Consider the following 16,307-nt stretch of genomic DNA (forward strand, 5'->3'; position numbering starts at 1 on the left):
TTATCGAGTAGAGTTAAAGGAGATCAGTCGAGTGATTCAGGATTATTCTGATGTTATACAGAGTGAGGTTTTATTTAGAGAAGATAGTTTTGGAGTTAAGCGTTTGGTGAGTTATGTAGTTACGGAGGCAGGATATTCAGAATCAGATTTGAAGTCTTATGTTTTAGGACATCTTCCAGATTATATGGTTCCTCAGGTATATGTTGAGTTGGAAGAGATGCCACTTACTTCTAATGGTAAGATAGATAGGAAATCTTTACCAGACCCTACTATGACAGAAGAGCGAGTATATGTAGCTCCGAGTACTGAGGTAGAAGAGACTTTGGTTACGATCTGGCAAGATTTACTCAATGTAGAGAAGGTCGGAGTGACTGATAATTTCTTTGAATTAGGAGGTGATTCTATCATCGTTATTCAAGTAGTAAGTAGAGCCAAGAAAAAAGGATATCAGATTAAAGTACAAGACTTGTTTGATTACCAAACTATAGAAGAACTGTCTGGAGCTATAGAGAGAAATAGTAAAGAACTCAATACAGCAGAACAAGGACTATTAGAAGGTGAAGTGCCATTATCTCCAATTCAACAATGGTTTTTTGATAGAGAAGAAGAAACATTATCGCACTTTAATCAAGCGGTTCTTTTAGGAATAAACAAAAAGGTAGATACAGAACATTTAGAAACGATAATAAATTTAATTTCTAAACGTCATGACTCTCTTAGATTTAAATATACAAGAGAAATAGTACAACAAAAAGAAGAATGGAAACAGTCTTATGGGGAGTTTACAAATCTTTATAGAATTGAGAAAATCGAAGAAGGAAGTGATGTTGGAGAAGCAATTACAGCGATTTGTACAAAATACCAGAAAGCACTTGATATAGAGAAAGGTGATTTGGCAAGATTTGTTCTTATTGAAACACCAGATTCAGAAACACATAATAGATTCTTTATGGTATCCCATCATCTAGCAGTAGATGGTGTTTCTTGGAGATTTATTATTGATGATTTAGATACTTTATTACGAGAAGAAATACTAGATGAAACAGGGTATTTAGGTCACAAGACTAATTCTTTTAGAGATTGGATGTATAAATTAAAAAACTTTGCGGAGACAGAAGAAATAGAGTCGCAATTAGAATATTGGCAACAAATAAATACAGATTATACGCCACTTCCTACCGACTTGTCTTCTGGTAAATCAACGAGAGAGACTATAGATACTCTTAGTGTTACCCTTAATGAAGAGTATACACAATGTTTGTTAAAAGAAGTCAATACTGCATATAACACAGAGATTAATGATTTGATGTTAAGCGCGTTACAAATGACTTTCGAAGATGTATTTCATACAGAACGATTAGCCTTAGGTTTTGAAGGACACGGAAGAGAAAATATATTTCCAGATATAGATCTAGCAGGTACTACAGGGTGGTTTACAAATAAATACCCTGTGATTTTATCAAAAGGAGATGCAAAGACAGATGGAAATATTATCAAGTCCGTAAAAGAAGCACTACGTAAAATTCCTACTAAGGGAATGGGATATGGTTGCTTACGTTATTTACATCCTTCTATAGAGATAAGAAATTCGCTTGAAAATTGCGGATGGGATGTAGTTTTTAATTACTTAGGTCAGATAGATAATGTCTTAAATCAAAGTGCAAACTTTACATCTGCATCAGAGTATGCAGGAGAACATATAAATTCTAAATCTTTATTAGAAGAGAAGTTCATCATAAAAGCAATTATTGTAGCAAATGAACTTAGAATTTCTTGGGATTATTCTAAAGAAAGGTACCACCAAGAAACGGTTCAGAAATTAGCCGATAGTTATATAAAACACTTAACACAACTTATAGAGCACTGTATTAATAAGGAAGTAAGTGAAGTGACACCTTCAGATTTTGGATTAAGTGATGCATTAGATTTTAAAGAATTTGATGAATTATTTGAATCCGAAACACAAGAGAGTTCTGAAGATGAGAGCGTATTAAGGTTTTAAATATTGCAATTTAAAAAGTAGAAAGTCATTATATCAAACTAGTTGTCTCAAAGTCTATAAAAAATGCTGGGACGCAATTAAATAATTCTAATATGGAAAATAAGAGTGCAAAAAAAAGTAAACTTATAGGGTTGAGAAAATCAACGGTAGCAAAACTAATTGCTAGTGGAAACCAAATTAAAGGAGGTGCTGCTCAACAATTTGTATTACTAGAAGACGCCGTCGAAAAAAGAGAGTTTACAACAGAACTCATAGACGGTTAATTGTAAAAGTGAGGTTAGGAATAAATAACCAAATCTCACACTCATAGAGTGACCATAAATACAAAACCTTTATTTCAATGCTTGACTTATTTCTATAAAGCATTAAAAGATGTAAAGATCAATAAGATTGTCGTGTACTACAGCTGTCTATATTGAAAATACAAAGTACGCTTTCGCGAAAGCGTACCCCACCTTAATAGCAATACTCATTTTAGTGTATGATTATGCAGGGTCCTTTAGGGGTCGCTATTGTCATCATTATCTTAATTACTTAATACCATAAAAACATGAAATTACCTGTATCCTATCATCAACAAAGGATGTGGTTTATAGATCATTTTGAAAGAGATTATCTCTATGAAGGTGGGCCTATTTATCACAATATACCATTGAGTTTTACAATACATAAAAAAGTAAGTACAGAAGAAATGTATCACGCTTTTATACAATTGGTAAGGCGTCATGATATCTTAAGAACTAAAATAGTACGAGAAGGCGATCAGATTTTTCAAGTCGTTACTACTCCTGAAGATGCTGAAATAATAAAGCTATTTAAAGAAGTACATCATCTTAAAAATAATCAAGAAAAAATACGTAAAGTATCCTTTGATTTTGAGAATGAGTTACTGCTGAAAGCTTTTTTTGAGCAAGAAGAAGATCATAGTAGAGTACTATTTGTGTGTCATCATGCCCTTGTAGATCGATATAGTCTTACCATTCTTAAAGAAGATTTTCTAAGCCTTATTAATAATCCAAAAGAGGCGCTAGGCTTTACGATGCAGTATAAGGATTTTTCAGAATGGCAACAAGCTATTGATCCTTATGAAACAGAAATGCTGGTAACGTATTGGAGAGAAAAATTATCTAATATACAGGTGTTATATCTCCCAACAGATACAGAAAGAGTTCCTATACATATTTATAAGGCAGCAACGAGTGCTTTTTCTTATGACAAAGATAGGTTACAGTCTTTTGCAGCGATACATGGGATTACAGCACAAATAGTGAGTCTTACAGCATATAAAATGGGGTTAGCTACATTTTCTGAGTTGTCGGATATTGTAATAGGTACACTTATGAATATGCGTACTAGTCTCACAGAAACAACAGTAGGAGCTATAGAAAACCTGGTAGTTTTACGATCTGTTTTTGAAGAAAACTCAACCCTGTCAGATGCTTGTACAGTGGTAGATAAGACATGGAAAGCTGCAGAAAATAATAAAGGAATCCCTTTTGATAAACTTGTAGTAGAGATTAACCCTAAAAAAGATATGAGTAGAACTGCTTTGTTTGACGTCTTGTATCTCTATGATGCTTATGATGTTATTACTGACGAGCAGGATGAACTTTTTGAGTATAAAAATCAAGGATTAGGAAAATACGACCTTACCCTTTTGGTGCAAGAAAAGGAGAATACATTTGATTTTATACTCACCTATAATGAGCTGTATTTTAAACCAGAGACGATTATATCTTTTTTACAAATCATAGAAAATATTCTCGATACAGCTACACAACATCAGGATACAGACGCATTAAGGGGCATTGCAGTATTCTAAATCACAGTTTTATAATAAAAACAACATAGTACAACATCAATAGTAAAGAGTGACTTCACTACTACTAGAACAGATATTTTAAAATCATGGAAAAGTTTATTAAACAATTAAAAAGTCTTGGATTACAACTTAAAATTAACGGGCAAGATTTAATCTTATTAGGTAGAGAAGGTAAGCTTACTTCTTCAGATATAAAGATGATCACAAATCGTCCAGATATTACTTCTTTTATCAAAGAAAATAAAGCAACTATTGTTGCTTATTTGAAGGAGAAAGATTTTAAATTAGATAGAAAAAACATTTCTTCTATGTATGGATTAAGTCCTGTACAAGAAGGAATCCTTTTTCATAGTACGTATCTATATAATAGCGAAACAAAAGGAAACACTACATATCATACGCAATTTGATGTTGGTTTTTCTTCTAAGCTAGATATGGATATGTTTAAAGAATCTTGGCAATATGTTATAAATAAGCATACTATACTTAGAACAGGTTTTATTTATGATAAAGTAAATATTCCTATTCAATTTGTAAATAAAGAAGTAGAAGTTCCTTTACGCTTTATAGATGTAACAAATAGTACGGATCAAGAGAAAGAGGCAAAGTATCAAGCACTCAAGAATGAGGATCGATTTGAAGATTTTAGTTTTACAAATCCTCCATTAATGCGTATTACTATTGTTAAGTTTGGTGAGAGCGAATTTAAAATGATCTGGACAAAACACCACGTGTTATGGGACGGTTGGTCAGGACAAGTAATCATTCAAGAAGTGATAAGAGCATACACCAACTTAATGTATGGTGTAGCACTTGAAGCGCAAGAAGAAGATAGGTATGAAGATTTTATTAATTATATCAAATCTATAGATGCTTTTGAGGAAAAGGAGTTCTGGAAGTCATATATGCAAGATTTTAGCGAGCCATCATTATTACCTTTTTGTAAAGCATCTCATGAGCGTAATAAAGGAAAAGGAAAATATGAGCGTATTACTATTGATTTTGATAAACAATTAACCCAGAAAATCAGTGATTTTTCAAAATCTCAACACGTAACAGCAAATACGTTAACACAAGCTGTATGGGCTATTTTATTAGCAAAATATACAGGTCTTAAGGATATTGTATATGGAGTTACAGTTTCTGGACGCCCAGCAGATCTAAATTATGACAGTAAAGTAGGATTGTATATCAATACCATCCCATTAAGAGCTAAGATAGATCTTGATCAAACAATTACAGATTTTCTAGCAACTCTTCAAAAAACATCTGTAGAAGCAAGAAATTTCCAACATACATCACTTAATAAAATCCAACAATGGAATGAGATAAAAGGTGATTGTTTTGATTCTTTATTGTCTTTTACAAATTACCCTACTAAGGAAGGAGGAAGTGATCAAAAACCTGTATTAGAAATAGATAGTGTTAATGTAAAAGAAAACAATAACTACTTACTTTCTATTCAACCTATGTTAAAGGATAGACTTGTGATTGATTTTACCTTTAATAGTTCTATTATGGAGACGGCGTATGTACAAATGATCACAGATCATTTTAGAAAAGCGTTATGCCAGATTGCAGATGGAGAAATAACAACAATCGGTGATCTCAATATGCTTGGAGAAGATGAGAAAAATGCCCTTACATATACATATAATGCATCTGGGATAGCATATCCAAAGGATAAAAATATCGTAGAGATTTTTGAAGAAAGAGCACTTACAACTCCTGATGCTATTGCACTATCTCTTGCTGGAGAAGAAATGACTTATAAGTCATTAAATGAAAAAGCAAATCAACTTGCAAGATATTTACAAACCCAAGGAGTAGGGCCAGAAGTTATGGTTGGGATGTGTATACATCGTTCTTTAGAAATGATGATTGGAATGCTTGGAATCTTAAAAGCAGGAGGCGCATATGTTCCTATTGATCCAGAATACCCTAATGAACGTATCAATTATATCTTAAATGACATAGACTCAAGTATAGTACTTGTAAGTACAAAGAGTATTGGTACGATAGTGTTAGAAAACCATATTAGTCCAATTAATCTAGATGATGCAAATTCACTTTTCTCTACATATACTACAACAAACTTAGAGTTAGATTTACCATTATCAAATCTTGCTTATGTAATATATACATCAGGGACAACTGGATTACCTAAAGGAGTATTACTTGAGCACGGGAACGTGGTAAGACTTTTCTTTACAGAAGAACCATTATTTGATTTCAATGAGAAAGATATATGGTGTTTATTTCACTCGTATTGTTTTGATTTTTCTGTTTGGGAAATATTTGGAGCATTACTATACGGAGGTAAGCTTGTGATTGTTCCAGAAGTAGTTGCAAAGGATACCAAAGCATTTGCACAATTATTATCAGAAGAGAAAGTATCTGTACTTAATCAGACTCCTTCGGCATTTAATGCTTTACAAGAAGAGGTTACAGATAGTAAGCAAGAGATGGATATACGATATGTAATTTTTGGAGGTGAGGCCCTTACGCCAGGAGCCCTTAAACCTTGGGCAACCCAATATCCATCATGTAAGCTTATTAATATGTATGGAATTACAGAAACAACGGTACACGTAACCTTTAAGGAGATAGGAGCTCGTGAGATCAGTCTTAATATAAGCGATATAGGGAAGCCTATCCCGACAATGAGTTGTTATATCCTAGATGAGAATTTTTGTTTAGTACCTATGGGAGTTACTGGTGAATTATATGTTTCGGGAGCAGGTGTTTCTCGAGGGTATTTAAATCGTCCTGAACTTTCTGAAGAACGTTTTATGACCAATCCATTTAACTCAGAAGAACGTTTGTATAAAACAGGAGATGTAGCAAAGCGACTATCTAATGGTAATATCGAATATCTAGGAAGAAACGATAAACAAATTAAAATTAGAGGTTTTAGAATAGAACTAGGAGAAATAGAAACAGCTATAAATGCTTGTCCATATGCAAATCAAGCAATTGTTATTGTAAATGAAGATAAATTTTACTCTAAGGAACTTGTAGCATATGTAGTACTTAAAGAAGAGTATACACTAGATAATTTTAAAGAATATCTTTCTGATAATTTACCTAAGTATATGGTGCCATCTATATGTATTGTTCTAGATGAAATGCCATTAACATCTAATGGAAAAATCAACAAAAAAGCATTGCCAAAAGTAGAAACTCAAGGAAGTGATGCAGAAGGATATGTTGCTCCTCGTAATACTAATGAAGAACAACTAGTAAAGATTTGGAAAGAAATTTTAGATAGAGAACGTATAGGTGTTTTTGATAACTTCTTTGAGTTTGGAGGACATAGTCTTAAACTCACTCGACTCATTACAAGATATCATAAAGAATACGGTGTAAAACTAGAATTAAGAGACTTATTTATTAATAAAACAATAGAGGCTCATTGTACATTATTATTTGATACTCCTACAGCGGCTAATACAATAGAAAATATAGAACCAGTAGCAACTCAAAATAATTATACGCTCTCTAGCGCTCAATATCGTATGTGGATTTTGAGCCAATCAGAAGAAAGTAATATTTCATATAATATGCCAGCACATCTTTCTCTCGAAGGAGGATATGATATTGCACTGTTAAAGAAAGCTATCTATGCTGTTATAGAACGTCATGAGACACTTCGTACTGTGTTTAAAAGAGATGAGAATTCAGATGTAAGACAATGGATATGTACTCCAGGAGATATTGGGTTTACCATCCAAGAACAAGATTTTAGAGAGGTAGAAAACGTAGAGAATTCAGTGGCGACGTATATGGCAAATGATGCTTTACAACCATTTAATCTTGAAGAAGGACCTCTTTTAAGAATTGCACTATTACAAACGTCTGATAGCGATTATATCTTTTACTATAATATGCATCATATTATTGGAGATGGGGTCTCAAAAAGAATTTTAAAAAGAGATGTGTTAGCTTTTTATAATGCGTATAAAAATAATAGAACACCTTCACTTCCAGTGTTAAGTATTCAATACAAAGACTTTGCTACTTGGCAAAAACAACAATTGGAAAATGGTTCTTTTGGAGATCATAGACAATACTGGTTGCAAAGATTATCAGGAGATAGAGCAGTATTAGATTTACCAAGTCAGAAAGTAAGACCTAAAGTAAAAACAAATAATGGTCAGACTTTACGCACGTTATTGTCAGATACGATTACAAGTAAATTAGCTACCTATTGTAAAGCAAATGATGGAACATTATTTGGCGGTGTGCTGACCATTTGGAATATCTTATTTTATCGTTATACAAATCAAAAAGATATCATTATTGGATCTCCAATTGCTGGTAGAGATCATGTAGATTTAGAAAATCAAATAGGACTTTATTTTAACAATATGGTGATCCGTAATCATATGAATCCTGATGAGAATTTTGATCAGACATTTGAGAAAGTTAAGGAAGCGATGTTTGATAATGTAAAGCATCAAATGTATCCATTTGATAACCTACTGGATGATTTAAGTATAAAAGGAAATACAAGCCGTAATCCTTTATATGATGTGATGCTTTCGTATCATAATACAGTTGAGAATGATAGAGAATTACAACTAACTCAGCAAGAGATTGATCAAATTGTGGTTCAGGATGAAAGAGGTGCAAAACTAGATATGCTTATTAATTTTAAAGAGATAGGAAACTACCTATACTTTGATATTAATTACAATACAGATTTGTATAATCAAAGTTCTATTAAAGTCTTAATGAATGACTTTAAATACCTACTATCACAATTATTAGATAATCCGCAAGAAAAAATATGTGATATTGATTTTCAAAAGGAAACAAAGCAAAATTTAAGAAATCTCAATGTTAATAAATTTAAGCTTGTAAAAAAGTAACAACTTCCATATCGTAGTATGAGTATTCATACAGATTACGATTACCTATTTCATTTCAGCGCATGATATCATAGGCTTTATGCGGCAGTTTTCTGTCTTACATAAAGTTTATGATAGTACTCAGTGCGCTTTCGCGAAAGCGTACTCTATAAATACCTTATAGCTAACAATGTTTTTAACAATAAGAGTAGCAGTGGTATTGCTTTATTTAAAAATATAAGATCATGATAAGTAGCATACAAAAATTAAAGAGTATTAAAGCTCAAAAAGTAACAGATAGCGCAAAAGTAAATTATTCTGTATGGTCTAAAGATGCAGGATTTCCTTTAGTAATTAAACCTACAACAGCAGGAATGCAATTAAATGATTGGGTTGCTGATAATAGACAATTGTTTGAAGAAAAAGTAAAAACCTATGGAGCCATACTTTTTAGAGGGTTTCATATTAATACGGTCGAAAAATTTGAAGATTTCAGTAAACTGTATGCAGATACACCACTGGAATATAATTTAAGATCATCACCTAGATACTCTGTGGGTAAGAATGTGTATCATACCACAACCTATCCTAAAGAATATAGTATTGAGATGCATAGCGAAAGCTCTTATGCACCTAGCCATCCTAGTAATATCGTTTTTTGTTGTATTGATCCTGCAGACCAAAGGGGAGAAACTCCAATTGCAGATACTAAAAATGTATTACAATTTTTAAGTAAGAAAACAAGAGCTAAATTTTCTGAAAAAGGAGTGAGATATGTTAGAAATCTTAATGCAGCCTTTGGTTTATCATGGGAAGAGGTTTTTCAAACAGAAGATAAAAAAGTAGTAGAGGCAGAGTGCTATGATAAGGGCATTTCTTATGAATGGAAAAGTGATAGTAATCTTGTATTGACTTGGAATAAAAAAGCAATTTGGGAACATCCTGCAACTGGTGATCAAGTATGGTTTAATCATGCATACTTTTTTAACAAATATGCGCTGGAAGCATCATTTTTTGATCTGGTAGAAACCGATGATCAACTCCCTAATAATACTTTTTATGGGGATGGTAGCGAGATTTCTAAAGAAGAAATAGAAGAAATAAGAGAAGCATATCAAAAAGCAACTGTCGTATTTCCTTGGGAAAAAGGAGATGTACTATTCTTAGATAATATGCGTATGGCTCACGGAAGAAACCCTTATGAAGGTAGTAGACAAATTATAGCGTCACTGTTTTAATAAAAGAATAAACACAACTTAAAATAGATCATTGCTCTCTTCTCTTTAGAGTAAATAAATACATAATTAATCAGATACTATTATCATGGAAAACGAAACACTAAATACTGTTGAAGGATATCAACTTTCTATAAATCAAATGAACTTATGGAGAGTAGCTCAAAAGAACATACAAGATTATTATAATCAGGTTGTTATTGATATAGAAGGAGAGTTATCTACAGAAAAGTTATCTCGTGTATTGTCACTTGTGGTGCGTAAGAATGAAACATTATTATTTAAAACAAGTATGGTGTCAAGTTCGATTTTTCCAGTTCAAGTAGTATCCAAAGAACATCAAATAGAAATATTTGAGAAAACTACTAGCGTACTAGATGAAATGACTATTACGACAATTTCTCAAGAATTTTTAGGATCTAATTATGATCCTTTAAAGGATGAACCTATGCGACTTTGTTTACTAACAGATGCAGTGGGGAATCAAGTTTTAATAGTGCGTTTGTTTTCACTTTGGGCAGATAGCTACAGTACCACTTTTTTATGTAATGAATTGTCAAAGGCATTGCTAGATGAGGCTTCTTATGAACAAGAAGAAAGAGAAGTTGTAGAGTATCAGGATTTTTCGGCTTGGCAACATCAATTGTTTAGTGATCCAGAAGAAGAAGGAGCTAATTTCTGGAAAAACTATACAGTAGATCTGGATAAAAACATTTTGCCATTTAAGAGCATAAAGCAAGAGATGTTTACCCCTCAAAGAAAGACAGTTTGCGTAATAGAAGGAGAAGCATATCGTACTTTAAAAACAACATCTATTCAAGATAATAGTTCAATAGAGTATCTTGTTTTATCACAGTATGCGAAGTATCTATCTAAATTTGAAAAGGATTCATTTACACTAGGATACCTTCCGTATAAGAGATATTATGACGAATTAGAAAATACATTTGGATTAGTATCAAAAACATTACCTGTTCACCTTAAAGAGTTACATCTGTCATCTCAAACAGAATCAGAAAAACTGCTTCAAAAATCGATAGATGAAATAGGAATGTGGTCAGATTATTTCTATTTAAATAGAATTCATGATGATGGGATTCATAATACACCAATATTTAAATATACATATGAGTTTTTAGAAGTTAACAAAGATCTGGTATCAAGTAATCTAAATATAAGAAATGTATATAGTGTTACAGACATTTTTGAGCTAAAGGTAAGTGTTGTAGACTATGGAGATAGACTCACAATAGATGCATATTATGATACGGAAATATATTCTAATGAAGCTATTGCTGTAATTATATCACAACTTAAAAGTGCTTTTGCAAATCAGAATGATAATGTTATTGGCAAAACCATAATACAGGAATCAAATAACACAGTAAAGCAATTTGATGCATTTAATTCTATTGTAGAGGCTTTTAAAAAGCAAGTGACATTATGTGAAAATGAAATTGCATTATGTTCTAATGAGGGAACTATTTCTTATAAAGAATTAGATGAAAAGTCAGATCAATTTGCTCAATGCTTAATCCAAGAATATGGTGTTCAAAAAGGAGATCCTGTAGCTGTTTTACTAGATCGCACAGAGTTTTTTGTTATTAGTGTTTTAGGAATCCTAAAAGCAGGAGCATACTATATCCCAATGGATATAGCATATCCAAAAGATAGAATACAATTTATTTTGGAGGATTGTGATTGTAGTATTTTAATAAGTATTCCAGAGTTGATAGAGACTCACGATTTTTCTAAAGTGACAACTCTTGATCCATCTCAAGATAAGATATATCAATCTGATGTAGATGCATCAATACTTAATATGACAAGTCCAGAAGATATTGCTTATTGTATTTATACTTCTGGGTCTACAGGGAATCCTAAAGGATGTTTGATAAGTCATGCAAATCTTTTGAACTATACTTTATGGGCAAATGATTATTACTTTAATGATTCTGAAACAGGAAATTGGGGATTAATTACTTCTGTGTCTTTTGACCTCACTATCACATCTCTCTTTACGAGTATTACAAGAGGAAAGAAGTTATGGATTGGATCAGATGAAAAAGCAATAGATGAATTACTTATAGAAAGTTTTACGCATCCAGAAATTGATACATTAAAGTTGACACCTTCACATCTTTCTTTATTAAAAGAGTTGGTTATAGAAAAAACGAATGTAAAAGTAATTATATGTGGTGGAGAACAATTAACTCAAAGTCAATTACAGGCAGTATGGGATATTGATCAAAATATACGCATATATAATGAGTATGGACCTACAGAAACTACGGTAGGATGCATTGTAAAAGAGATGTCTAAAGAGCAATCTCAAGTGTTTATAGGAAAGCCTATTGCAAATACATTTATTGATATTGTAGATGATCAAGGAAACTCTTGTGATATAGGAATGTATGGAGAAATTGTAATAATGGGGGCTGGTGTTTCTAAGGGTTATCTAAACCGTCCTGAACTTACAAATGAACGATTTACAAAGATTGAAAACAGTACACAGTCTTATAAAACAGGAGATATAGGAAGATGGATGGTGAATGGAGAAATAGCTTATAAAGAAAGAAAAGATGATCAAGTTAAAATACGAGGGTATAGAATAGAGCTAGGTGAAATAGAACAGCAATTTACTTTTCACAATAGTATTAATCAAGCGGTCGTATTGGTAGATGATAGAAATAATGATAACAAAGAAATTGTAGCATACATAACTACGTCTCAAAAAGGAGAGATAGAAAAGATAAAGAAGCACCTGGAAAGTAAACTGCCAGAATACATGATTCCTTCATCTATTATAGAGGTAGATGCGATTCCATTAACAGTAAATGGAAAAGTAGATAAAAACTATTTATTGACAATAAATTCTGGAAGAACAGCATCCAGAGTAGCATATGTAGCTCCTAAAAATAATCTTGAGGAACAAATCATAGCGATTTGGGAAGGAATATTACAAATAGATAAAATAGGAACGCAAGATGATTTTTTTGAATTAGGCGGTCATAGTCTTAAAGCAACTCAAATGATCAATCAATATCATAAGAATTTTGAAGTTAAACTTGGGCTGAAAGAAATATTTGCTAATACAACGGTAGAAGCTCATGCTCGTCTCATTGAAAAATCGGATGTTACAACACATACATCTATATTAAAAGTCGAAAATGCCAAAGACTATCCTGTCTCTGATGGACAGCGCAGATTATGGGTGTTAAGTCAATTTACTGGAGGGACAGAAATCTATAATATGCCTTCTAGTGTAGTGTTAAAAGGAGATTATGATGTGGCATGTTTTTGTAAAGCTATTGAAGCTGCTATTGAGAGACATGAGGTATTAAGAACTGTATTTAAGATTAATGATGAAGGTGAAGTAAGGCAGGAGATAAAGACGCTCGAAACATTAGGATTTAGTGTTGATTATATTGATTATAGAGAGGCATTACTCAAAGAAGAAATTGCAAATCTATATATAGAAGAAGATGCTTATTTACCATTTGATTTAGAGAATGGACCTTTATTAAGAGCTAGTTTATTGCAACTGTCGGACGATGATTATGTGTTTTACTATAATATGCATCATATCATTTGTGATGGTTGGTCGATGAATGTTTTGGCTAAGGATATACTTGCCTTTTATGAACATTATTTAGAAGAAAAAGAATTAACACTTCCAGTATTAAAAATTCAATATAAAGATTATGCCGTATGGCAACAAAAGCAACTACAGGAGGAAGGAAACAATATCCATAAAGAGTATTGGTTACAAGCATTATCAGGAGAGCTTCCAACATTAGATTTACCATATCAAAAAGCACGACCTGCTGTTAAAACTTATGCAGGGAACAGTCTTAAAACGTATATATCTTCGGATGTTACAAATCGTTTAAAAATATATGGACAAAACCAGGGAGGTAGTTTATTTATAGGTTTATTAGCCGCTTGGAATATTTTATTTCAAAAGTATACCTCAGAAAATGATATCATTATAGGAACACCTATTGCAGGAAGAGATCATGCTGATTTAAATGATCAGATAGGGTTTTATATAAATACACTTCCTTTAAGAAATACAGTAGATTCTGAAGAAAGTTTTGAATTATTTTATAATAAAGTAAAGGAAAACACTCTTTTGTCTTATGAGCATCAAATGTATCCATTTGATCGTTTGGTAGACGATTTAGATATACGAAATGATACAAGTAGAAGTGCTGTATTTGATGTCATGCTTATGTTGCAAAACATGAGAGATGTTGCTGAGAATACACATTTAGATGCTACAGCTTTTCATACTATAGAGGATAGAGGATATAAGATTTCTAAGTTTGATATGGATATTGCTTTTCAAGAAGAAGGTGATTATATGTCTTTTAGTATCACATATAATACAGCTATATACTCACAAGAGTCCATACGTCATATTATACAGCATTATAAACAACTACTGGAAATACTATTACAAAATCCAAGTAAAAAGATAAAGGACATAGATTATATTTCTGATAGAGAAAAAGAAGAACTTGTTTGTGATTTTAATGCAAATTCGATTCCTTTTTCTAAGGATAAGACATTAATTGATTTGTTCTCTTCTCAAATATTAAAGACTCCAGAAAATAAAGCATTATTATATAAAAATGAAATTTATACGTATCAAGAGCTAGATAGTCTTTCAAGCAAACTAGCTCGTTGCTTACTAGATGATTATAATATTTGTAAAGGAGACTTTATAGGAGTACAACTAGAGCGCGATGCGTCTGTGATTATAGCCATCCTAGGAATAATGAAAGCAGGAGCGGTATATATTCCTATTGATACAGAGCATCCAGAATCTCGTAAGTCATATATTTATGAGGATACTAAGATTAATTTGTTGATTACAAACCGTTCTACAGTAACTATTCAAGATAATTATCAAGGTGTTGTTTTTGATATTGAAAAAGATTTTGAACCTTCTAATTACAGTGAAGATTTAGTAGATGTCTATTTAGCTCCAGACGATTTAGCTTATATCATATATACTTCTGGCTCTACAGGGAATCCTAAAGGAGTAATTATTGAACATAAAGGGATTTTAAATACCATCTTAGCGCAAATTGATCTTTTTGATATAACTCATAACGATAGAGGATTACAATTTGCTTCTTTCTCATTTGATGCTTCTATATCCGAGATATTTACAGCCCTTTTATCAGGAGCTTGTTTATGTGTTATAGACAAAGAGCATCGAGATGACCCTAAAATGTTGGAAACTTACATTATTAATGAAAGGATAGATGTAGCTACCATACCGCCATCTTATATGAGTCTGATGGATGTAGAATCGTTAAGTAGACTTAAAACATTGATTACAGCAGGGGAACCTCCTGTATATAGTAAAGTAAAAGAATATCTGAAATTAGGTAATTATTATAATGCCTATGGACCAACCGAAACAAGTATTTGCTCTTCTATGTATGGTTTGTTGAAGGGAGAAGATATGCCATTAGGAGTTATTCCTATAGGAAAACCCATTGCAAATACGCAAACATTTATTTTAGATGAAGATCATAAAATAATACCTATTGGGGTTGTAGGTGAGATATGTGTAGGTGGAGCTGGCTTAGCCAAAGGGTATTTAAACAGACCAGAACTTACATTACAAAAATTTATAACCCATCCTTATAAAGAAGGAGAACGCCTCTACAAAACGGGTGATTTAGGAAAATGGCTTCCTGATGGGAATATTGAATTCTTAGGAAGAAAAGACGATCAAGTAAAAATTAATGGATATAGAATAGAATTAGGAGAAGTAGAACAAGCTTTAGTAACGCACGATTATATTAATGAGGCTGTTGTAGTTGTAAATGTAAATCAATTTAATATCAAAAGCTTGATAGCATATATAGTTACAAAAGAATCCTTGTCTCTAGAACAACTAAGAGTATTTCTAAAAACGAGTATCCCTCATTATAGTATTCCTTCAGAATTTGTGATGTTAACACAATTACCAATTACTATAAATGGAAAAATTGATAAAAAAGCGCTACCATATTCTTCTGGAATTAAGGCGGTAAGTGAAAAAAAATATATAGCACCGCAAACCCAAAAAGAAAAAGTAATCATACAAATTATAGCGCAACAATTAGGAAAGGAAGTCAGTACTATAAGTATACTAGATAATTTCTTTGATCTAGGAGCAAACTCTATAAAAATTGTCAAAATATTAAATGAAATTAATAAACAATTAGAGATAGATGTTAAAGTGGTTTCCTTATTTGAGAACCCTAATGTTAATGAGTTTATTCAATATTTGGAGATTCTTGATTCTAAAGAACAGAGTGTAATAGAAGAGCCGGAGGATATATCAGAGGCCTTGGATGAATTTATAAATTTAATGTAGGACAATATAACTT

At 32.1% G+C, this 16,307-nt stretch carries 6 protein-coding genes; all 6 read left to right on the forward strand.

Translation table 11 applies throughout. The features are described 5' to 3' along the window. Positions 1 to 2,002 (forward strand): condensation domain-containing protein (locus ABJD27_RS14475; protein WP_348202060.1); only part of this gene is annotated, 2,002 nt, incomplete at its 5' end. Between the two features lie 92 nt (positions 2,003 to 2,094). Then, positions 2,095 to 2,265, forward strand: a complete 171-nt coding sequence (locus tag ABJD27_RS14480) for a hypothetical protein (RefSeq protein WP_348167624.1) — start codon at positions 2,095 to 2,097, stop codon at positions 2,263 to 2,265. 287 nt (positions 2,266 to 2,552) lie between these two features. Then, positions 2,553 to 3,824 (forward strand): condensation domain-containing protein, encoded by a 1,272-nt coding sequence (locus ABJD27_RS14485; protein WP_348167627.1) that lies wholly within the window; start codon positions 2,553 to 2,555, stop codon positions 3,822 to 3,824. A gap of 86 nt (positions 3,825 to 3,910) precedes the next feature. Further along, the gene (locus ABJD27_RS14490) at positions 3,911 to 8,698 is read left to right on the forward strand and encodes an amino acid adenylation domain-containing protein (protein WP_348167630.1); all 4,788 of its coding nucleotides are present in this window, start codon (positions 3,911 to 3,913) and stop codon (positions 8,696 to 8,698) included. A 224-nt stretch (positions 8,699 to 8,922) separates the two neighbouring features. Beyond that, positions 8,923 to 9,915 carry a TauD/TfdA family dioxygenase gene (locus tag ABJD27_RS14495; protein ID WP_348167632.1) on the forward strand — a complete coding sequence of 331 codons (993 nt, stop codon included), beginning with the start codon at positions 8,923 to 8,925 and terminating at the stop codon, positions 9,913 to 9,915. Positions 9,916 to 10,000: 85 nt separating this feature from the next. Continuing rightward, positions 10,001 to 16,294: an amino acid adenylation domain-containing protein gene (locus tag ABJD27_RS14500; RefSeq protein ID WP_348167635.1), complete on the forward strand. Its 6,294-nt coding sequence runs from the start codon at positions 10,001 to 10,003 to the stop codon at positions 16,292 to 16,294. Positions 16,295 to 16,307 lie beyond the last annotated feature (13 nt).

Origin of the sequence: Dokdonia sp., from assembly GCF_039945015.1 — a bacterium.
Classification (GTDB): Bacteria; Bacteroidota; Bacteroidia; order Flavobacteriales; family Flavobacteriaceae; genus Dokdonia.